This is a genomic window from Allobosea sp. Root670 (genome assembly GCF_001429415.1).
Lineage (GTDB): Bacteria > Pseudomonadota > Alphaproteobacteria > Rhizobiales > Beijerinckiaceae > Allobosea > Allobosea robiniae.
This window is the reverse complement of record NZ_LMJU01000018.1, coordinates 1-18,772: the sequence shown is the minus strand read 5'-3', so window position 1 is coordinate 18,772 and position 18,772 is coordinate 1. Positions and strand designations below refer to the sequence as shown.

Below are 18,772 nucleotides of genomic sequence, written 5' to 3'. Positions count from 1 at the left end.
CGACCCGTCTCTCTGGCCGGCAACTTAGACATGCTCTTCGCCATCTTCACTATGCCCCGTGTCGCGGCATTCGAGAAGCGCTAGGTTGACACAACTCCATGAACAAGTTCTCATATAAAAACTGATTTCTCGTCGACGGAGTTCAGAATGAGCGACGACTGGAAGGAACGCCTGCTTATCCGTGAGTTGGTGGAGAACTGGGCTGTTTGGCGTGACGCCGGGGATTGGGAGCGATTCCGCACCGTTTGGCACGACGACGGACGGATGATGGCAACCTGGTTTCAGGGAACGGCTGACGAGTTCATAAAGGTCAGCCGCGAGGGTTTCGAGAAGGGTGTGAGCATCCTTCACTTCCTCGGCGGAATGGGAATCGACATCGCGGAAAACCGCGCGATTGCACAGACGAAAATGACGATCAACCAGCGCGCCAGCGTGGATGGAGTGGTCTGCGATGTCGTTTGTACCGGACGATTCTACGATTTTTTGGAGAAACGCCAGGGGCGATGGGGCGTGGTGCTGCGGCAGCCGATCTACGAGAAGGATCGGATCGACCCCGTGGATCCCTCTCAGGCTCCAGCGCTCGATAGGCAGCGACTCGAAAGCTTCCCAATCGGCTATCGCCACCTCGCCTATCTGCAGTCAGGTCTGGGTTTCAAGGTCAAGCCGGACATGCCCGGCCTGACCGGGCCGCTCGTCGAAGATCTCTACCGGCGTGGGCGGGCCTGGCTTGAAGGCAAGCCGCTCGAAATGGCTCTGCGCCCGCCTGAATGAGAATGCGGGAGGCCCAATGCGCGAGTTCGTCTACAATGCGGCGCCGGCCAGGATCCTATTTGGGAGCGGCACGAGACAGCGTTTGCCGGATGAGGCGGAACGCCTAGGTCTGGAGCGGCTGCTCGTACTGTCAACGCCCGATCAGGAGGCCGTCGGGCGCAGTATCGCGGAGATTCTCGGGAGCCGGGCCACCGGTCTCTTTTCGGGTGCCGTTATGCACACGCCTGTCGCGGTCACCGAGGAAGCACTCGCCGTGATCGCCGCCTCGAAGGCTGACGGCGTTGTCGCAGTCGGCGGCGGCTCGACCACAGGACTCGGGAAGGCGATCGCGCTGCGCACGGGATTGCCCCAGATCGTGTTGCCGACCACCTATGCGGGATCGGAAATGACGCCGATCCTCGGCGAGACGGAGGGCGGCCTGAAGCGAACACAGACCACCGCGAAAGTCCTGCCTGGAACGGTGATCTACGATGTTGATCTGACGCTAAGCCTGCCACCGTCGATATCGTCCGTTTCCGGCATTAATGCTATCGCCCATGCCTCAGAGGCGCTTTACGCGCGAGACGGCAATCCCGTCATCGAACTGATCGCTCAGGAGGGAATTCGAGCCCTCGCCGCAGCACTGCCCCGTATTGTCGATGAACCGCGAAACGGCCCGGCGCGGGCGGATGCACTTTATGGCGCCTGGCTTTGCGGCCTATGTCTGGGCGCCGTGGGAATGGCGCTGCACCACAAGCTGTGCCACACGCTAGGAGGCAGTTTCGATCTGCCTCATGCCGAAACCCATACCATCGTTCTACCTCATGCACTGTCCTACAACGCGCAGGCAGCGCCGCGTGCTATGGCGTGCATCGCCTCCGCCCTCGGTTCGAAGGATGCTCTGTCGGGGCTGTCCGCGTTGTTGGAGCGCTTGAAATTGAAGCGATCCTTAGCGGAGATTGGAATGCCGGAGACCGGCATATCGCGCGCCGCGGATCTTGCTACCGCCAATCCATACTGGAACCCGCGCCCCGTAGAGCGCGATGCGGTTTATGAGCTGATCCGCCGCGCCTACGCTGGGGAAGCGCCTCGAGCTGATTTTTAGAGAAGACTGATCCGCGCCGCTTGGTAGGTCGTCCCGTTGCATTGGATGGGCCGCCTCTGCCCGCATCGCAAGGGAGGAGATCGTGCGAAACTTCGACGAGAATTCGATCACAATGGCAGTGCTCGATCGTGTGGCCAACGCCTCGGACGGCCGCACGCAACAGATCAGCCAGGCACTGGTACGACATCTCCACGCCTTCGTGAAGGAGGTCGAGCCCAGCATGGGTGAGTGGGAGGCGGCAATCGGCTTTCTCACCCGAACCGGGCACATGTGCGACGACAAGCGTCAGGAGTTCATCCTGCTGTCAGATACGCTCGGCGTTTCGATGCTGGTGGACGCCATTAATCACCGTGGCACCGCTGGTGCGACCGATACGACAGTGCTGGGGCCATTCTATGTGCAAGATCCAGCGGTGTTTCCCCTGGGGTCGGACATTTCGGACGGAATGAAGGGCCAGCCTCTGTTCGTTTCCGGAACCGTCTCGTCTACTGACGGCGCACCGCTAGCCGGCGCGGCAGTCGATGTCTGGCACTCCGATGAGGATGGCTATTACGACGTGCAGCAGATGGAGGAATTGGGCGGGCTTTCGATGCGCGCGCGCCTGTTCACCGATGAGCAAGGCAGGTTTCACTTCTGGACAATCAAACCTGCCGCCTATCCGATCCCGCATGATGGCCCAGTCGGGCAGATGCTCGATGCGCAGGGCCGCCATCCCTATCGGCCGGCGCATGTTCATTTCATGATTCACGCGGAAGGCCACGACACTCTTGTGACACATGTCTTCGTGGCGGGAGACGAGTATCTCGACTCTGACGTCGTATTCGGCGTCAAGGATTCACTGATCCAGGAATTCGTGCGGCATTTCCCGGGAGAGGCTCCAGACGGGCGCATTATGGGCCGCGAATTTCACAGCCTGCGCTACGATTTTCGTTTGAAGCGGCTCTCCGCTTCGGCGGCCTGAAGAAAGCGGCAGGGAGGCCGTCCGCAATGCCCATCAAAGGTAATGCCTTCGTCGCCATCTGGCACGATATCCGTGCAGAGTCCGAAGTTGAGTACAATCGCTGGCATACCCGCGAGCACATGCCCGAGCGCCTTAGCATTCCGGGCTTCATGCGTGGACGGCGCGGGGTGGACTGGAAGCGGGACAGGCATCGCTATTGGACGCTTTATGAGGGGCCGAATCTCGATGTTTTCGGATCACCTGCCTATCTCGAGCGGCTCAACAACCCGACGCCGTGGTCGCAGCAAATCCAGCCGGCCTTCTTTAATTTCATCCGCTGTGGTTGCGAGGTGCTTGTCTCTCTTGGAGAAGGCCTTGGGGGCGCGATGGCGACTTACCGGATCAGCTTCGATTCGATCGGCGAGGACGGCTTCCGCCGCGCGGCACGTCCTGTCGCCGAGCAGATCCTCGGTCTCGACGGGATCGGCAGCGTTCACATCGGCTTGGCGCGCCCGGAGAGCACTGGCGCGAAAACGAGGGAGACAGCGCTGAGAGGGACGACGCAGGACGGTTTGTTCGACGCAGCGATACTCGTCGACGGAATCGGCCGCTTGGAACTGGAGGCCGCGCTGCCGCAAATTTCCGCCGCCTTGGCTAGACACCAGCTCCGGCCCGCACCGGACGATGTCGCAGTCTATGATCTCGCGTTTGCTCTGGATTCCATGAACCAGGGCTAAAACCGGCGATGGCTGGGCCCCTCATCTCCCTGTGAGAGGCTCTCGAATGGATAGGCTCAACATGAGAAATCGGCCTCTTCAGATTGGAATACTGGGCGCGGCCAACATCGCGCGCAATTTCATCGCGGGGGTGGCTCCTTCGAAAATGCTGACCGTTGCGGCGGTCGCGAGCCGCGATCCCGCAAAGGCGGAGGCATTCGCCCGGGAGACGGGCGTCCCGCGCTTTCATGGTTCCTACGAAGCCCTGCTCGCAGATCGAGAAATCGACGCGGTCTATATCCCGCTTCCCAACAGCCTGCATGCCGAGTGGGCCATTCGAGCGGCCGAAAGCGGAAAACCGATACTGTGCGAGAAGCCTTTAGCGGTCACAGGCAAGGAAGGCCGCCGCATGTTTGCCGCGGCCAGGGCCAACAACGTTCCGCTCGTCGAGGCTTATCCCTATCTCGCTCAGGTCCAGACGGCAAAGTTGCGCGAGATGATCGCCACCGGTGCAATCGGCAAGGTCAAATTGATCCGATCGTCCTTCGGCATAACCTCGGTCGATCCCGCCAATATCCGGCTTAGTCCTTCGCTGGGCGGCGGCGCCTTGCTCGATGCGGGCAGTTACGCCATGAGCCTGATACGCATCGTAGCCGGCGAGAGACCAGCACGGGTTCAAGCGACGGCAAGCTTTGCGGCAAACGGTGTCGACCTCACCACAATCGCAAATATCGCCTTCCCGAGCGGATTGCTCGCCCAGATGTCCTGTTCCTTCGAGACGGGCTACCACCGCCATGCCTTGATTGGCGGGGACGGGGGCGTGATCGAGACAAACTTCCTGAACCACCCGCCAGCCAGCGGGCCGGCGATCCTGCAGGTTAAGCGCGGCATCGCTTTCGGTGCGGCCTTCGAACCGCTGGATGTGCCGGACGGCAATGGCTTCTTGCGCGAGGCGGAGTCCTTTGCCGCAAGCTTGAGCAATGGCCCAGTGCAATGGACGGGAGCAACCGAGGCGGAATCGCTCGACATCCTGGACTCGCTCGACGCCATTCGCGCGAGCGCGCAAACCGGCGCGTGGGTAGAACTCTCGGAGTAGCAATGCTGAAGGGGCAAGGACTGCTCTCGCTCTGGAATGGCGTCGATCCACACCGGCGGGACGAATACAACCTATGGCACACGCGCGAGCATGTTCCAGAACGGCTGGCCGTGCCCGGCATGATGCGCGCACGGCGCTATCACCGCGGCAATGGGCCACTTCCAGAATTCTTGACGCTCTACGAACTGGCAAGCAACGCGGTGCTCAGCAGCGCGTCGTATCGGGCTCTGCTGGAAAACCCAACGCCGTGGTCGCAAAGCATGCGGCCGTCCTTCCGCGGTTTCTTTCGCGTCGGCCATCTTGCAGTGTCAAGTCAGGGCGGAGGCATCGGAAGTGCCTTGATGGCAACAACCTTCGATGAGGCCTCGGTCCCTGCAGGTGCCTGGGAAGAGCTTGCCGGGCGTGTGCTTCGTGAGACTGCTGCGACAGCGATCCATGTCCTGAAGAAGGATCCGTCGGTCGCCCCGGTGCCATTTACGGTGCCGTCCGCAGGCGGTGCGGCCTATGCCGACAGCGGCGCGATCATGATCGAATGCCATGACAGGAGCCGGCTCGATGAAATTGCCGGTATGATCGATCCTGCGCTCGACGCGGAGGGCTTTGCCCCGGCTCGCGCGGCGTGGACAGGTTATGATCTCGCCTATTCGCTCGACAGGGATGAGTTGACTGTGGTCGTCCCCGCATCCCGGCCGGAGGTCTGAGCAGGCGGATCGTTGCTGGCTCCTTTGGAGTGTCGGGAGATCGCGTGCAGCAGCATGCGCTGCAGATTCAGGGCTGGTCTTGGGAGGGAAACGCCGTCGCGCGCGATAATGCCAACAGTGCGTCGAATTTGCGGAGCCGTGATCGGCAAAATGCGAATGCCGGGCACTGATGCGATCGCCAGGCGAGGCAGCACCGTGACGGCGATGCCGTTTGCAACGAAACAGACCGCCATGTTGACGCGCTGCACCTCATAGGCCCAATCCAACCGCTCCCCGAAAGTGCCGAGGCTTTCGCTAAGCATGAACCCGTGGCTTGTCGTTGTGGCGACGCGGGCCAGCGGATAGCCGACGAGATCAGCCCAGTTCAGTTCCGCGCGCTCCGCGAGCGGGTGCCCGATCGGCACAGCGGCGACGAAGTCCTCCTCGAACAGCGCGCGGGATTTCTGAGTCCAGAGCTGCGCGCCTAGAATGGTCAAGGCGAACTGTGCCTCGCCAGAGGAGACTCGCTCGCGCAAAGCCGCCGCGGGCTCGTCAAAAACGGTGATCGAGACCTGCGGATAGCGCTGCCGGAATTCTCTCAAAACCCCGGGCAGGAAATGCTCGCCGAGCGAGCCGAGACAACCAACCGAAACCTTTTGCTGCGCCTGTCGGCCCTGGCGTTTCAGGTTCTCGTATAGAGTGCTCAGTCGAAACAGCGTGTCTCGTGCCTCGGGGAAGAACTCTTGTCCCGCTCTCGTCAGAGAGAGAGAGCGTGTAGTGCGCTGAAACAGCGTGACGCCGACATCCTCCTCAAGCTTGCGAATGCGGTGGCTCAAGGCGGTTTGCGACAGCCGCATTGCTTCGGCTGCACGACGAAAGCTTCCAAATTCGGCGATCTGGATGAAGGCTTCGAGCCCGGAAACATCCATCGCATCAGCCTCGATTGAGCAATCTTGCTCATGAATAGGGCTTTTAAATTCATTTGAACAGCAAGGATCGGCGCGCCAATCTGCTCGTAAATCGATGCTCCCGGCCTTTCGTCGCATTCCAAGCGGTGCACCGACTGGCCACGACTCCAGGGGAACACGTCATGGGATCGATGGACGGCGAGGGAGGGCGGCTGTTCTTCCGTTCCGAGACCTTCGAGACCGAAAAGTTCGAGCGCCGTAGGTCGTCGGGCAAGACGATCACCGAGCCAGCGCGGGAGCTTCCGGTCCATACCGAATGCGACGTTCTGGTGGTTGGCGGCGGTCCTGCCGGAACGGCGGCCGCGATCGCCGCCGCCCGGCGCGGCGCCGATGTAGTGCTACTAGAGCGCTACAACCATCTCGGTGGGCTATCGACAGGCGGATTGGTCATCTGGATCGATCGCATGAGCGATTGGCAAGGTCGCCATGTCATCCGAGGCATCGCCGAAGAGCTCCTTTCGCGCTTGACCCGCGACAAGATTGCCGGTCCTGAGCCGCTTGAATGGGGATCACACGATCCCGAGCGCGTTGCCTATTGGGGGCTTCGCAATGCGGCATTCAACAATACCGTCACCCATGCGCCGACCCTCGATCCGGAGTGGCTCAAGGCGGAATCGCTCGCAATGGTTCTGGAGGCCGGCGTTCACCCGATCTTCCACGCCTGGGGAGCCAGTCCGTTGATGGAAGGGCGACGGGTTGCGGGCTGCTCTTTCGAGAGCAAGGAGGGACGGCGCGCCATTCTCGCCCGGGTGACGATCGACGCGACCGGCGACGGCGATCTTTACGCGGGCGCCGGCTCTGATTTCGACACGGAGGTCGATAGCCGCGACATCCACGGCTGCATGAACACATCCTGGCTGTTCGGCGGCGCCGACATGAAGGCGTTCTTGCGCTTCCGGGCTGAGACGCCGGATCAGTACTCACAGTTCATGGCGCGCGGGCGCGAGACGATGCGCTTCTTCGACAAACCTTCCGTATCGTGGCGGGACGACATCGCGGTATTCATGGGGCCTCGACTCGCAGGTTACTCCGCACTGAAAGTCGAGGATCTGTCCGAGGTCGAGATCAGGAGCCACAAGCTCATGCTGGAACATCTCGCCTTCTATCGCGCTCATGCACCTGGTTTTTCAAACGCTTTCATCATGCTGTCGGCGCCCCAGCTCGGCGTCAGACATGGCCGACGCCTGAAGGGGCTTGGCAAACTCACCCGAGAGAATTGGGATGGCAGCATGGCGCCCGACGAGATCGGCGTTTCGCCGTCTCTCGCGCCGAAGTTCGAGAATATCTCCGTTCCTTATGGCTCGATCGTGCCACGCGAGATCGACGGGCTGTTGGCGCCTGGCCGTCATCTGTCCTGCGACGCCACGAGCCATTCCTTCATGCGCGAGATCCCGCAATGCTGGTTGACCGGCCATGCGGCAGGTGTTGCAGGAGCGATAGCCGCCGACCAGGGTGTTGCGCCGGCCGTGGTACCGATCGCGGAGCTAAGGGCAGGCTTATTGGCGCAAGGGGCCTATCTCAATACGGTTCCCGAGTTGGTCGAAGGCTGACCCGCACGGGAAGCGACTTAGCCAAAGTTGACGAGAACGAGCAGGTCGAAGAAGCCTGCCAAGCAACATGAAAGGCGGCAGCAGGCCGCTCCGTAGGGAGGAATAGAATGTTCGAAGCTCTCTGGCGCAGAATGTGCGCTGCCATGATTTTTGGTCTCGCTGGCGCTCCGGCTTTGGCACAGGCGCCAGCGCCGAAGCCGCTCGATCCGCCCCAGGCCGTGCGTGTCGCCTATGTGCCGATCATGAAATTCGCCACGGCCTATGTCGCCGAGGCGCGTGGGCTATTCAAGAAATATGGGCTCGACGTCAAGCTGGATAGCGTCAAGTCCGGCACTGAGGCGATCGCCTTCCTCGACAAGGGATCGGTCGACGTTGGCGGCATCTCGATCGTGGCGTCGCTCTGGTCGGCCTGGAATCGCGGGCTCGACATCCGGGTGATCGCGCCAGGAGCGCTTGATCCGATGACGGACGGCCCGACCAAGCTGATCGTCCGCAAGGACCTGCTGGATTCGGGAGCGGTGAAGTCGGTCGCCGATCTCAAGGGCAAGCGGATCGCGGCGGCCGGTGGGCCGGGTAGCGGCGGCGAGTACTTCGTCAGCAAGGCGCTTGAGAGCGCCAAGCTCAGCCTGCGTGATGCGCAACTGCTGAACGTCGGCAATGCTGACATGCCGGCGGCGATGGAGGCGAAATCGGTCGACGCCGTGCTGACCTCCTCGCCCTACTCCGACCAGATCCTGAAAGCCGGCACCGGCAAACTGTTGATGCAGGACATCACGCCCGGCCTGATGACAGTCGCTTTCGTCGCCTCGGGCAAGTTCATCAAGGAGCGGCCCGAAGCGGCGGAGCGCTTCGTTCTGGCGATGACGGAAGCAGCCCGTCTTATGCAGGGCGCCGATTTCCTCGCTCAGCCCAATATGGACGGCTATCTGAAATACACAGCCTCCACGCCCGAGGCGATCAAGACCGGCGGCTCGGTGATCTTCGATCCCAATATGGCGATCCCGACCACTGGTCTGGCCGACATTGAGCGCGTGCATCGCGAGAACGGCCGCACCGAATACGACAAGCCCCTCGACATGGCGAAGGTCATCGACGGGCGTTTCGTCATGAAGGCCGTCGAGACCCTCGGCAAGGCGGCCGCCTCGAAGTGAGAGGCATGGCGGCCGTCATGCCTTCGCGGGCCTCGACAGATCGATGCAACACACCAACGAGCCCGGAGGTCGGCCGATGAGCGTCTCCATGCAGGCTGCAACTGCGCCGAAGATTGGAGCGCGCCACGTCAGCAAGCATTATCCGACCGCGGACGGCACCATGGTCGCGCTTGAGGATTTCTCCCTCGAAGTGGCCGATGGCGAGTTCGTCTGCATCGTCGGCCCTTCGGGCTGCGGCAAGTCGACCTTCCTGCGTATGGTTGCGGGACTGGAATCGATCTCGCTGGGTTCGATCGACATCCAGCCCGGACGCGAGCCGGGCCGGCCATTGAACAGTGTCGTCTTCCAGGAATATGCGATCTTTCCCTGGAAGACGCTGATCGAGAATGTCGCCTTCGGTCTGCAAATGCGCGGCGTCGGTCGCAAAGAACGGCTCGACCGGGCGCGCTACTGGCTCGACCGGGTCGGCCTCGGCAAATTCGCCGACTATTACCCGCACCAGATCTCGGGCGGCATGAAGCAGCGTGTCAGCATCATCCGGGCACTCGCCAACGACCCGGAGGTTCTGCTGATGGACGAACCGCTCGGTGCGCTGGACGCCCAGACGCGCGTCGTCATCCAGGAGGAATTGCTGCGGATCTGGGAGGAGACGCGCAAGACCGTGCTCTACATCACACACAGCCTCGACGAGGCGGTGCTGCTCGGTGACCGCGTTATCCTGATGAGCGCCCAGCCCGGCCGGCATCTCGCCACCTTCAAGATAGAGCTGCCGCGCCCGCGCACGATCGCGATGACCAACTCACCCCGTTTTGCCGAATACCGGGCGCAGATTTGGGAGAAGCTCAGTGCCGAGGTGACGCGCGCCATGGAGGCGCAGCCATGACAGTTGTATCCGCCGACAACGCGGCCGCCGCCGGCAGTGCCGTGGCTATGCCACGTTCTCCGATAGCCCGCGGCGAAAGACGCGCCATCCTCTTGCTTGCCGGAGCGATGGTCGCATTGAACCTGGCGCTGGCGGCCGCCGGGCTCTGGGGCGACTTCGCCTGGCCTGCGATCGGGTCAAGCTTTGTCCTGCTCGTCCTGCTGTGCGAGCGCATAGGTCGGTTGGTCCCGGTCAAGCACAAAGGCGCATACGAGCGTACTCTGGCGTTGGGTTTCCCGCTCGTCGTCCTCATGCTCTGGGAGCTTGCGGCCGATAGCGGTTTCATAAACCCGAACTGGTTTCCGCCGCCGAGCAAGATCGGCGTCGCGCTTTGGGATCTTAGCACTCGCTACGACCGCTTTTCGGGAACGACACTTCTCGGACGGCCCTGGCTGATGCCGGAGGCCTTTAGCCAGGACGGCTGGGCTGGCGTTTGGAAGCTCGCCGCAGAAAGCCACGTCCTCGCGACGGTGGGGCGCGTCCTGCTCGGCTTCGTGCTTGGAGCCATCCCGGGCGTGCTGGTCGGTGTGGTCATGGGTCTGAACCAGACCGTACGCCTGATGCTCGACACGACACTTTCGGCCATCTACGTGCTGCCGAAGATCGCGATCTTTCCGATTGTGATGCTGATGTTCGCCGACCCCTTCGGCGAGGCGCCGAAGATTCTTGTAGTCGGGCTTTCGGTCTTTATCCTGATGGCGATCAACACGATGGCAGCGGTGCGCGGCATAGACAGCGTCTATTTGATGGCCGGCAAGAACTACGGCGCCAAGGGCTGGTCGATGCTGCGCCACGTCATTCTGCCCGGCGCAATGCCTGTGATCTTTTCAGGACTTCGTATAGCGCTCGGCACTGCGATGATTGTGATCATCTCGGTCGAGTTCGTGCGTGCCAAACAGGGCGTGGGATACATGACCTTCTACTACTGGGAGGTGCTCAATCCCGAGAAAATGTATGCCGGGCTCGTTGTCGTCATGGTTCTAGGGGTGCTGCTGACCTATGCGCTGCAATGGCTGCAGCGCCGGCTGATGCCCTGGCAAAAGTAAGGATCAGGCGATGCAAGTTGCGCTTGTAACCGGCGGCGCTGGCGCCGTCGGGGCCGCGGCGGCGCGGATGCTGGCCGCCGATGGTTTTCACGTCGTTCTGGCCGATCGGGCCATCGATCGGGTGCAGGGCATCTGCAGCGAGATCGTCGACGCGGGCGGCGAAGCTGCCGCTGAGCCGGTCGACCTGCTGGAGAACGGCGCCGTCAATCGCCTGATCGACCGCTTGGCGGAACGGTTCGGTCGGCTTGATTGCGTCGTCAACAACGCCGGCATGACCGGAGCTCCACGCATCGGCGAAGTAGACCTTTCAGTGTGGAATGCCGTGCTCGCGCTCAACCTGACGGTGCCGATGCTTCTCGCCCAGGCCGCTCATCCGTTGATGAAGCGCAGTGGCGGCGGAAGCATCGTCAATGTTGCTTCGCGCGTTTACCTCGCCGGTACGGGTGTCGCGTATACCTCCAGTAAATCGGGGCTAATCGGGCTGACGCGCGTGCTCGCCGTGCAACTCGGCCCGGACAACATCCGGGTCAACGCTGTCGCCCCGAGCTTCCTCAATACGCCCTTCAACGAGAAGATCGTCGCGGAAAACGCGGGGCTCGCTAGATCCTTTCGCAAGATGTCACCGCTGGGCCGGCTCGGTACGGCGGAGGATGTCGCCGGCGCGATCGCCTTCCTGGCGTCGCCGCGGGCAAGCTTCGTCACGGGCGACATCATCCATGTCTGTGGCGGGACGCAGTTGGCGCCACAGCCGACCGCGTTTGACGAAGCCGTGTGACGAGCGGCCGTTCAAGTTCGGGCCGGGGGCATCGCCTTGGTAAACGAGCCTTACGGCCCTCCCCGATTCCTGGCGGGCCTCGGAGAGTTGTCGCCCTTGCTCTGCCGGACCCGATAGGCGTCGACGGAATGCGCAGAGGCTGCCCTGGCCCGCTCCGCGACGACGTCCCGCACCGCTGCCATGACCGGCTGGGCCGGAAAGGACAGGTCTGTATCGGTGCGGGTCGTCAGGCCGACCGGGCCGTTCGTGTCATTGGTGTCGACCGGCAGTAGCGCCAGCGCACCGCTCGCTACATCCTCCGCCACAACGCCTTCGGAAATGACCCAGATAGCATCCGTTCTAAGCAGATAGTTGCGTGCAAATGCGTCGGAGACCGTCTCGATCTCGCCCTGCGAAGGGTGGATCGAACGGGCGATGAAATAGCGCTCGACGATCGGGTGTATGACGGAGCCCGGTGGGGGGACGAGCAACTGGTAACGCCCAACATCCGCTATGTCCTGCTGCCCATGTGCCAGCAAGGGATGCGCAGGTCGCACTGCCAGCGCGATGCGTTCCGAATAGAGGTATTCGAACGCGAGTCCGTGCATCGCCTCAGGTGAAGCCATTCGCCCGACCACGAGATCGATGTCGCCGAGACGCAGTTGCGAGAGCAGAACATCGTTCGACCCGGTGACGACGCGAAGCCTGATATTCGGGAGATGTCGCGACAGCTTAGCCAATGCCGCCGGCAAAATCCGTGCTGATGCCGTCGGTAGTGCGCCGACCGTAAAGGTGGCATGCTCGCCACCGGCATCTTGAGCGACGGTTCGGATGCCCTGCTTCAGCGCGACGAGGCTCGACGTCGCGTAACGCAAGAACATCTCGCCGATCGGCGTGAGCACCATCGACCGCCGTTTCGGCTCGAACAGGACGGTGCCCAGGAAATCCTCCAGCTCGTGAATCGTTTTCGAAACGGCTGGCTGGCTCAAGCCGATCGCGGACGCTGCCTTCACGGCGCTTCTCTGCCGGGCAACCTCGATGAAGCAGGACAGGTGGCGTAACTTAATGCGTCCGTCGAGCTGAAGCGATCTGCTCAGGCTCATTAGGATAACCTCTGAGTTATTTAAGGACTAGAAAAAGCCATTTAACATAAGAAAAAAAGCGGAGCATATAAGGTCATCGTCGACATGGGCGTTCCGATATGGCTTTCGCACGCATCAAGGGCCGGCTAGTACACTGGCGCGACTATGGTCCTCGCGGCGCGCCGTGCGTGGTGTTGGTCAATTCGCTCGGGACAGATCTGAGGATCTGGGATGAAGTCTCCGCCACGCTTTCAGCTCACTGGCGTGTGATTGCCTACGACAAGCGTGGGCATGGGCTTTCGGAAACTGACGCCGGCCCCTATTCGATCAGTGATTTGGCGGACGATCTCCTTGTCCTGATCGACCATCTTGATGTCGAGCGGTTCGCACTGGTCGGGCTTTCGATCGGCGGTATGATCGGACAGGTCCTGGGTTCTCGCTCACCGCAGCGCCTGTCGGCGCTCGTCTTGGCGGACACCGCTCCAAAAGTGGGAACGCCCGAGAGTTGGGGCGAACGCATCCACGCAATCGAGCGCGGTGGCCTCGAGGCGATTGCCGACCCCGTCATGGAGAGGTGGTTCACACCAGGCTTTCGCGCCGCGCAGCCCGATCAGGTTTCGGGGTGGCGAAACGCCTTCGTCCTGCAATCGGCGGCCGGATATATCTCTACTTGCAACGCCCTGCGGATTGCCGATCTGACCAACCACGTTGCCGGAATATCCGTCCCGACGCTGGTCGTGGCTGGAGACAGCGACCTCGCCACGCCACCGGGACTCGTTGAGGCGATGGCACTGAAAATTCCACGAGCGCGCTTCGAACTCATCGACGAGTGCGGTCATATTCCGCCGATTGAGCAGCCGGAACGGCTGTCGAAGCTCGTATCTGGGCACCTCAAGGAACACGGCCATGGCTGATGCGCAAACCAAATTCGCCGCAGGCATGAGGACCCGGCGATCGGTTCTGGGTGAGGCGTATGTCGATGCTGCAGTGGCGGCCACTGATGCGTTTACGGCGGACTTTCAGACACTGATCACCGAAAGCGCCTGGGGAAGCGTTTGGTCACGTGAGACGATCAGCAAACGCGAGCGCTCGATGTTGACCATCGCGCTGCTGGCCGCGCTTGGACATCACGACGAGGTCGCGATGCACGTGAGGGCTACGCGTAATACCGGCGCTAGCGCCGAAGATATCAAAGAGGCGCTACTGCATGTGGCCATTTATGCAGGCGTGCCGGCAGCCAATCATGCCTTCAAAATCGCCCGTGCGGCGCTCGCCGAGATCCATGACGAATCTGCATGATGATGTGTCGTGTCCTTGCCCGCCGTTGAACCCTATCGCGGCGCGAATTGAGCAGGATCAAGGCGAGCGGATCGAATTCGCCGCCAGAAATTGAATACCGCAACAGCAGCTTCGAGGGAGGAAGCGCCGAGATGCGCAACGAAAATTCGACACATCAGGGCGGCTCCTTTTATCAGAGGGACCGCAGCTGGCATCCGCCGGCCTTTACGCCGACCTATAAGACCTCGGTGCTGCGATCGCCGCAGAAGGCCTTGCTGTCTCTCGGCAATACGATCTCGGAAATGACGGGCCCGGTCTTCGGCCACAACATGTTGGGGCAACTCGATAACGATCTGATCCTGAACTATGCTAAGACGGGCGAACCGATCGGCCCGCGCATCATCGTACACGGCCAGGTGCTGGACAAGGATGCGCGCCCCGTACGCGGTGCGCTGGTCGAGTTCTGGCAGGCCAATGCCGGCGGCCGTTATCGCCATAAGAAGGAAAGCTACCTCGCCGCCATCGATCCGAATTTCGGCGGCTGCGGGCGCACCATCACCGATGACGAGGGCCGCTACTGGTTCCGCACAATCAAGCCCGGCCCCTATCCCTGGCCGAACGGCGTCAATGACTGGCGCCCGGCGCATATCCATTTCTCGATCTTCGGCCACGCCTTCGCGCAGCGCCTGATCACCCAGATGTATTTCGAGGGCGACCCGATGATCTGGCAATGCCCGATCGTCTTGGGCATCCCGAGCCGCGAGGCGGTGGAGCAGCTGGTCGCGGCGCTCGACCGCGAGGCGACGCTGCCGATGGACACGATGGCCTACAAATTCGACATCGTCCTGCGCGGCCGTCGCTCGACCCTGTTCGAGAACCGGATGGAGGGCAACTGATGGTCCAATCGCTCCGCCGCCTCAGGGAAAGCCCGTCGCAGACGGCCGGCCCCTATATTCATATCGGCGCCACGCCGAACTTCTCCGGCATCGAGGGCGTCTATCCGCACGATCTCGGCTCGCAGCCGCTCTCGCCGGAGGTGAAGGGCGAGCGCGTCCTCGTCACCGGCCGCATCTTCGACGGCTCGGGCATGCCCATCAAGGACGCGCTGATCGAGATCTGGCAGGCCGATGCGCAGGGGCTCTATCCCGGCCAGGGCGAGCACCGTGGCGAAGCCGATCCGCACTTCCCCGGCTGGTTCCGCCAACCCGTCGACGGCACGACCGGTGTCTACCGCTTTGAGACGATCAAGCCCGGCATCGTGCCCTATTTCGACGGCCGGCCGATGGCACCGCACATCACCTTCTGGATCGTGGCGCGCGGCATCAATCTCGGCCTGCATACGCGGCTCTATTTCGGCGACGAGGACAAGGCCAACGCGACTGATCCGCTTCTCGCCCGCATCGAGCATCGCGTGCGCGTGCAGACACTGATCGCAACGCGCGGCGACGAGGACGGCATGCCGGTCTACACATTCGACATCCGTCTGCAGGGCGAGAACGAGACCGTCTTCTTCGACATCTGAGAGCGGCCTCGGCCGCCTTCCCGACCCGAGCAGACAGCAAGCAGAGCAACGACGACATGACCGAAGCCTTCATCTGCGCCTACGTCCGCACCCCGATCGGCCGGTTCGGCGGCTCGCTTGCCGCCGTGCGGGCGGACGATCTCGGCGCGGTGCCGCTGAAGGCCCTGGTCGAGCGTCATCCGCAAGTCGATTTCGGCGCCGTGGACGATGTGATCTTCGGCTGCGCCAACCAGGCGGGCGAGGACAACCGCAATGTCGCGCGCATGTCTCTGCTGCTGGCCGGCCTGCCCAAGGAAGTGCCGGGCACGACGATCAACCGGCTCTGCGGCTCCGGCATGGATGCCGTCATCGCAGCCGCGCGGGCGATCAAGGCGGGCGAGGCCGAGCTGATGATCGCCGGCGGCGTCGAGAGCATGTCGCGCGCGCCCTTCGTCATGCCCAAGGCCGACAGCGCCTTCTCGCGCCATGCCGAGATCCACGACACCACCATCGGCTGGCGCTTCGTCAACCCGCTGATGAAGGCGCAGTACGGCATCGATTCCATGCCGGAGNGCCTTCTCGCGCCATGCCGAGATCCACGACACCACCATCGGCTGGCGCTTCGTCAACCCGCTGATGAAGGCGCAGTACGGCATCGATTCCATGCCGGAAACCGGCGAGAACGTCGCCGCCGACTGCCATGTCAGCCGCGCCGACCAGGACGCCTTCGCGCTGCGCTCGCAACTGAAGGCCGTCGCCGCCCAGCAGAACGGCCGTCTCGACAAGGAGATCGTCCCGGTGCTGATCCCGCAGCGCAAGGGCGATGCCATCAGGGTGGAGATCGACGAGCACCCGCGCGGCGACACCACGCTGGAGAAGCTCGCCAAGCTCGGCACGCCGTTCCGCAAGGAGGGCGGCACTGTCACTGCCGGCAATGCGTCGGGCGTCAATGACGGCGCCGCGGCGCTGATCATCGCCTCGGAGAAGGCCGCCGCGAAATACGGGCTGACGCCGATCGCGCGCATGGGCGTCAATGACGGCGCCGCGGCGCTGATCATCGCCTCGGAGAAGGCCGCCGCGAAATACGGGCTGACGCCGATCGCGCGCATCCTCGGCGGAGCGACCGGCGGCATCGCGCCGCGCGTCATGGGCCTCGGCCCGATCCCCGCCACGCGCAAGCTCTGCGAGCGACTTGGCCTGAAGCCGACCGATTTTGACATCGTCGAGCTGAACGAGGCCTTCGCCTCGCAGGGCATCGCGGTGCTGCGCGAGCTCGGCATCGCCGAGGACGGCGCGCATGTGAACCCGAATGGCGGTGCGATCGCGCTCGGCCACCCGCTCGGCATGTCCGGTGCCCGCATCACCGGCACGGCCGCGCTCGAACTGTCCCTGACCGGCAAGAGGCGCGCGCTCGCCACCATGTGCATCGGCGTCGGCCAGGGTATCGCAGTGGCGCTGGAACGCGCCTGAGTAATCGTTTCGAGTCCGAATCTGACCTAGGTTCCGCTACAATGACGCATAAGATCTATGACGGCCCGGGCGCGGCGCTCGAAGGGCTGCTTTTTGATGGCATGACGATCATGTCCGGGGGCTTCGGCCTGTCGGGCAAYCCCGAGAGCCTGATCCCGCAGATCCGCGATTCCGGCGTGAAGAACATCACCGTGATCTCGAACAATGCCGGCGCCGACGGCTTCGGCCTGTGGATGCTGCTGCAGNAGCCTGATCCCGCAGATCCGCGATTCCGGCGTGAAGAACATCACCGTGATCTCGAACAATGCCGGCGCCGACGGCTTCGGCCTGTGGATGCTGCTGCAGACCCGCCAGATCCGGAAGATGATCGCGTCCTATGTCGGCGAGAACAAGCTATTCGAGCAGCAATACCTAGCTGGCGAACTGGAGCTGGAGCTGAACCCGCAAGGTACGCTGGCCGAGCGCATCCGCGCCGGCGGCGCTGGCATCCCGGCCTTCTACACCAAGACCGGCGTCGGCACCGTCGTCGCCGAAGGCAAGCCGGTCGAGGAATTCGAAGGGCAGCTCTATGTCCGCGAAACCTGGCTGCGCGCCGACCTCGCCATCGTCAAGGCCTGGAAGGCCGATACCGCCCTCGAACAATGCCGGCGCCGACGGCTTCGGCCTGTGGATGCTGCTGCAGACCCGCCAGATCCGGAAGATGATCGCGTCCTATGTCGGCGAGAACAAGCTGTTCGAGCAGCAGTACCTTGCCGGCGAGCTGGAGCTGGAGCTGAACCCGCAGGGCACGCTGGCCGAGCGCATCCGCGCCGGCGGCGCCGGCATCCCGGCTTTCTATACCCGGACCGGCGTCGGCACGGTCGTCGCCGAGGGCAAGCCGGTCGAGGAATTCGAAGGGCAGCTCTATGTCCGCGAAACCTGGCTGCGCGCCGACCTCGCCATCGTCAAGGCCTGGAAGGCCGATACCGCNGGCAAGCCGGTCGAGGAATTCGAAGGGCAGCTCTATGTCCGCGAAACCTGGCTGCGCGCCGACCTCGCCATCGTCAAGGCCTGGAAGGCCGATACCGCCGGCAATCTCGTCTATCGGAAGACCGCGCGGAACTTCAATCCGAACATGGCGACCGCCGGCAAGGTGACGGTGGCCGAGGTCGAGGAGATCGTGCCGGTCGGCTCGCTCGATCCSGAGGCGATCCACACGCCCGGCATCTATRTCGACCGCGTCATCAAGAGCACGATCAACGAGAAGAAGATCGAGAAGCTGACCGAGCGCAAGAGGGAGGCCGCCTGATGTCCTGGACCCGCGAAGAGATCGCAGCCCGCGCCGCCAAGGAATTGAAGGACGGCTTCTACGTCAATCTCGGCATCGGCATCCCGACGCTGGTKGCGAAYTACATTCCCGACGGYGTCAACGTCACCYTGCAGTCCGAGAACGGCCTGCTCGGCATCGGCCCCTTCCCCTATGAGGGCGAGGCCGATCCCGACCTGATCAATGCCGGCAAGCAGACCATCACGATCCTGCCGAGCTCGAGCTTCTTCTCCTCGGCCGACTCGTTCGCGATGATCCGCGGCGGTCATATCGACCTGACCATCCTCGGCGCCATGGAAGTGGCTGCGAATGGCGACATCGCCAACTGGACCATCCCCGGCAAGATGGTGAAGGGCATGGGCGGCGCGATGGATCTCGTCGCCGGCGTCAAGAAGGTCATCGTCGTGATGGAGCACGCCAACAAGGCGGGCGAATCCAAGGTGCTGGAGCGCTGCAC

The 18,772-nt window shown here is 62.7% G+C and carries 20 protein-coding genes and 4 pseudogenes; 22 read left to right on the top strand and 2 right to left on the bottom strand.

Features of this window, described 5'->3' with window-relative positions; all coding sequences use genetic code 11:
* The first annotated feature begins 147 nt into the window (after positions 1 to 147).
* The 6 genes from ASE61_RS21235 to ASE61_RS26665 all read left to right on the top strand — a co-directional run bounded on the left by ASE61_RS21235 (position 148) and on the right by ASE61_RS26665 (position 5,308).
* Positions 148 to 771, top strand: a complete 624-nt coding sequence (locus tag ASE61_RS21235; protein ID WP_061970357.1) for a nuclear transport factor 2 family protein — start codon at positions 148 to 150, stop codon at positions 769 to 771.
* Between the two features lie 16 nt (positions 772 to 787).
* The gene (locus ASE61_RS21230; protein WP_061970355.1) at positions 788 to 1,855 is read left to right on the top strand and encodes a maleylacetate reductase; all 1,068 of its coding nucleotides are present in this window, start codon (positions 788 to 790) and stop codon (positions 1,853 to 1,855) included.
* Between the two features lie 82 nt (positions 1,856 to 1,937).
* Positions 1,938 to 2,816: an intradiol ring-cleavage dioxygenase gene (locus tag ASE61_RS21225; protein ID WP_061970353.1), complete on the top strand. Its 879-nt coding sequence runs from the start codon at positions 1,938 to 1,940 to the stop codon at positions 2,814 to 2,816.
* 26 nt (positions 2,817 to 2,842) lie between these two features.
* Positions 2,843 to 3,532: a hypothetical protein gene (locus ASE61_RS21220; protein WP_061970351.1), complete on the top strand. Its 690-nt coding sequence runs from the start codon at positions 2,843 to 2,845 to the stop codon at positions 3,530 to 3,532.
* A 46-nt stretch (positions 3,533 to 3,578) separates the two neighbouring features.
* Positions 3,579 to 4,607: a Gfo/Idh/MocA family protein gene (locus ASE61_RS21215; RefSeq protein WP_200959672.1), complete on the top strand. Its 1,029-nt coding sequence runs from the start codon at positions 3,579 to 3,581 to the stop codon at positions 4,605 to 4,607.
* A 2-nt stretch (positions 4,608 to 4,609) separates the two neighbouring features.
* Entirely contained in the window at positions 4,610 to 5,308 is a 699-nt protein-coding gene (locus tag ASE61_RS26665) for a hypothetical protein (protein ID WP_156407185.1), read from the top strand.
* Here ASE61_RS26665 and ASE61_RS21210 read toward each other — a convergent pair.
* The gene (locus tag ASE61_RS21210; protein ID WP_061970346.1) at positions 5,248 to 6,216 is read right to left on the bottom strand and encodes a LysR family transcriptional regulator; all 969 of its coding nucleotides are present in this window, start codon (positions 6,214 to 6,216) and stop codon (positions 5,248 to 5,250) included. The two genes, ASE61_RS26665 and ASE61_RS21210, sit on opposite strands and share 61 nt — an antisense overlap.
* 161 nt (positions 6,217 to 6,377) lie before the next feature.
* Between ASE61_RS21210 and ASE61_RS21205 the strand changes: the two genes are divergently transcribed.
* The 5 genes from ASE61_RS21205 (at position 6,378) to ASE61_RS21185 (ending at position 11,699) form a co-directional block, all read left to right on the top strand.
* Entirely contained in the window at positions 6,378 to 7,805 is a 1,428-nt protein-coding gene (locus ASE61_RS21205; RefSeq protein WP_061970345.1) for an FAD-dependent oxidoreductase, read from the top strand.
* A gap of 143 nt (positions 7,806 to 7,948) precedes the next feature.
* A complete protein-coding gene (locus ASE61_RS21200; protein WP_162260132.1) occupies positions 7,949 to 8,956 on the top strand; it encodes an ABC transporter substrate-binding protein in 1,008 nt (335 codons plus the stop codon).
* 76 nt (positions 8,957 to 9,032) lie between these two features.
* On the top strand, positions 9,033 to 9,839 hold the full coding sequence (locus tag ASE61_RS21195) for an ABC transporter ATP-binding protein (protein ID WP_082617615.1): 807 nt from the start codon (positions 9,033 to 9,035) through the stop codon (positions 9,837 to 9,839).
* A complete protein-coding gene (locus ASE61_RS21190) occupies positions 9,836 to 10,924 on the top strand; it encodes an ABC transporter permease (protein ID WP_061970342.1) in 1,089 nt (362 codons plus the stop codon). Before ASE61_RS21195 ends, ASE61_RS21190 begins: the two co-directional genes overlap by 4 nt.
* Before the next feature lie 10 nt (positions 10,925 to 10,934).
* The gene (locus ASE61_RS21185; protein WP_061970340.1) at positions 10,935 to 11,699 is read left to right on the top strand and encodes an SDR family NAD(P)-dependent oxidoreductase; all 765 of its coding nucleotides are present in this window, start codon (positions 10,935 to 10,937) and stop codon (positions 11,697 to 11,699) included.
* A gap of 50 nt (positions 11,700 to 11,749) precedes the next feature.
* Here the strand turns inward: ASE61_RS21185 and pcaQ are convergent, their stop codons facing one another.
* Entirely contained in the window at positions 11,750 to 12,781 is a 1,032-nt protein-coding gene (gene pcaQ, locus ASE61_RS21180) for a pca operon transcription factor PcaQ (protein ID WP_082617614.1), read from the bottom strand.
* 98 nt (positions 12,782 to 12,879) lie between these two features.
* Here pcaQ and pcaD point away from each other — a divergent pair, with 98 nt between their 5' ends.
* The 11 genes and pseudogenes from pcaD to ASE61_RS21135 all read left to right on the top strand — a co-directional run.
* Complete coding sequence (gene pcaD / locus ASE61_RS21175) at positions 12,880 to 13,674, top strand: 3-oxoadipate enol-lactonase (RefSeq protein WP_061970339.1); 795 nt, start codon at positions 12,880 to 12,882, stop codon at positions 13,672 to 13,674.
* Positions 13,667 to 14,059 (top strand): 4-carboxymuconolactone decarboxylase, encoded by a 393-nt coding sequence (pcaC, locus tag ASE61_RS21170; RefSeq protein WP_061970337.1) that lies wholly within the window; start codon positions 13,667 to 13,669, stop codon positions 14,057 to 14,059. The genes pcaD and pcaC overlap by 8 nt, the downstream gene beginning before the upstream one ends.
* A gap of 131 nt (positions 14,060 to 14,190) precedes the next feature.
* Positions 14,191 to 14,934 carry a protocatechuate 3,4-dioxygenase subunit beta gene (pcaH, locus tag ASE61_RS21165; RefSeq protein ID WP_061970701.1) on the top strand — a complete coding sequence of 248 codons (744 nt, stop codon included), beginning with the start codon at positions 14,191 to 14,193 and terminating at the stop codon, positions 14,932 to 14,934.
* Complete coding sequence (gene pcaG / locus ASE61_RS21160) at positions 14,934 to 15,560, top strand: protocatechuate 3,4-dioxygenase subunit alpha (protein WP_061970335.1); 627 nt, start codon at positions 14,934 to 14,936, stop codon at positions 15,558 to 15,560. The genes pcaH and pcaG overlap by 1 nt, the downstream gene beginning before the upstream one ends.
* 56 nt (positions 15,561 to 15,616) lie before the next feature.
* Positions 15,617 to 16,111: pseudogene (locus ASE61_RS27280) on the top strand (beta-ketoacyl synthase N-terminal-like domain-containing protein); the annotation flags it as partial.
* Between the two features lies 1 nt (position 16,112).
* Positions 16,113 to 17,009, top strand: an 897-nt coding sequence (locus ASE61_RS27275) for a 3-oxoadipyl-CoA thiolase (protein WP_244492960.1), incomplete at its 5' end; no start/stop codon positions are given.
* A 41-nt stretch (positions 17,010 to 17,050) separates the two neighbouring features.
* Positions 17,051 to 17,254: pseudogene (locus ASE61_RS26660) on the top strand (CoA-transferase); the annotation flags it as partial.
* Between the two features lies 1 nt (position 17,255).
* Positions 17,256 to 17,672: pseudogene (locus ASE61_RS26655) on the top strand (CoA transferase subunit A); the annotation flags it as partial.
* Positions 17,578 to 17,978: pseudogene (locus tag ASE61_RS27270) on the top strand (CoA transferase subunit A); the annotation flags it as partial. The pseudogenes ASE61_RS26655 and ASE61_RS27270, both read left to right, overlap by 95 nt.
* Before the next feature lies 1 nt (position 17,979).
* A partial coding sequence (locus ASE61_RS27265; RefSeq protein ID WP_320409885.1) for a CoA transferase subunit A occupies positions 17,980 to 18,297 on the top strand: 318 nt, incomplete at its 5' end.
* On the top strand, positions 18,297 to 18,772 hold a 476-nt coding region (locus ASE61_RS21135; protein ID WP_061970329.1), incomplete at its 3' end, for a 3-oxoacid CoA-transferase subunit B. The genes ASE61_RS27265 and ASE61_RS21135, both read left to right, overlap by 1 nt.

What these genes read in the sequence shown, in the direction of transcription:
- ASE61_RS21235 (WP_061970357.1), top strand. Translation starts at nt 148, where the DNA reads ATGAGCGACGACTGGAAGGAACGCCTGCTTATCCGTGAGTTGGTGGAG.
- ASE61_RS21185 (WP_061970340.1), top strand. Translation starts at nt 10,935, where the DNA reads ATGCAAGTTGCGCTTGTAACCGGCGGCGCTGGCGCCGTCGGGGCCGCG.
- ASE61_RS21190 (WP_061970342.1), top strand. Translation starts at nt 9,836, where the DNA reads ATGACAGTTGTATCCGCCGACAACGCGGCCGCCGCCGGCAGTGCCGTG.
- pcaH (WP_061970701.1), top strand. Translation starts at nt 14,191, where the DNA reads ATGCGCAACGAAAATTCGACACATCAGGGCGGCTCCTTTTATCAGAGG.
- ASE61_RS21230 (WP_061970355.1), top strand. Translation starts at nt 788, where the DNA reads ATGCGCGAGTTCGTCTACAATGCGGCGCCGGCCAGGATCCTATTTGGG.
- pcaG (WP_061970335.1), top strand. Translation starts at nt 14,934, where the DNA reads ATGGTCCAATCGCTCCGCCGCCTCAGGGAAAGCCCGTCGCAGACGGCC.
- ASE61_RS26665 (WP_156407185.1), top strand. Translation starts at nt 4,610, where the DNA reads ATGCTGAAGGGGCAAGGACTGCTCTCGCTCTGGAATGGCGTCGATCCA.
- pcaC (WP_061970337.1), top strand. Translation starts at nt 13,667, where the DNA reads ATGGCTGATGCGCAAACCAAATTCGCCGCAGGCATGAGGACCCGGCGA.
- ASE61_RS21220 (WP_061970351.1), top strand. Translation starts at nt 2,843, where the DNA reads ATGCCCATCAAAGGTAATGCCTTCGTCGCCATCTGGCACGATATCCGT.
- pcaQ (WP_082617614.1), bottom strand. Translation starts at nt 12,781, where the DNA reads ATGAGCCTGAGCAGATCGCTTCAGCTCGACGGACGCATTAAGTTACGC.
- ASE61_RS21200 (WP_162260132.1), top strand. Translation starts at nt 7,949, where the DNA reads ATGATTTTTGGTCTCGCTGGCGCTCCGGCTTTGGCACAGGCGCCAGCG.
- pcaD (WP_061970339.1), top strand. Translation starts at nt 12,880, where the DNA reads ATGGCTTTCGCACGCATCAAGGGCCGGCTAGTACACTGGCGCGACTAT.
- ASE61_RS21215 (WP_200959672.1), top strand. Translation starts at nt 3,579, where the DNA reads ATGGATAGGCTCAACATGAGAAATCGGCCTCTTCAGATTGGAATACTG.
- ASE61_RS21210 (WP_061970346.1), bottom strand. Translation starts at nt 6,216, where the DNA reads ATGGATGTTTCCGGGCTCGAAGCCTTCATCCAGATCGCCGAATTTGGA.
- ASE61_RS21205 (WP_061970345.1), top strand. Translation starts at nt 6,378, where the DNA reads ATGGGATCGATGGACGGCGAGGGAGGGCGGCTGTTCTTCCGTTCCGAG.
- ASE61_RS21195 (WP_082617615.1), top strand. Translation starts at nt 9,033, where the DNA reads ATGAGCGTCTCCATGCAGGCTGCAACTGCGCCGAAGATTGGAGCGCGC.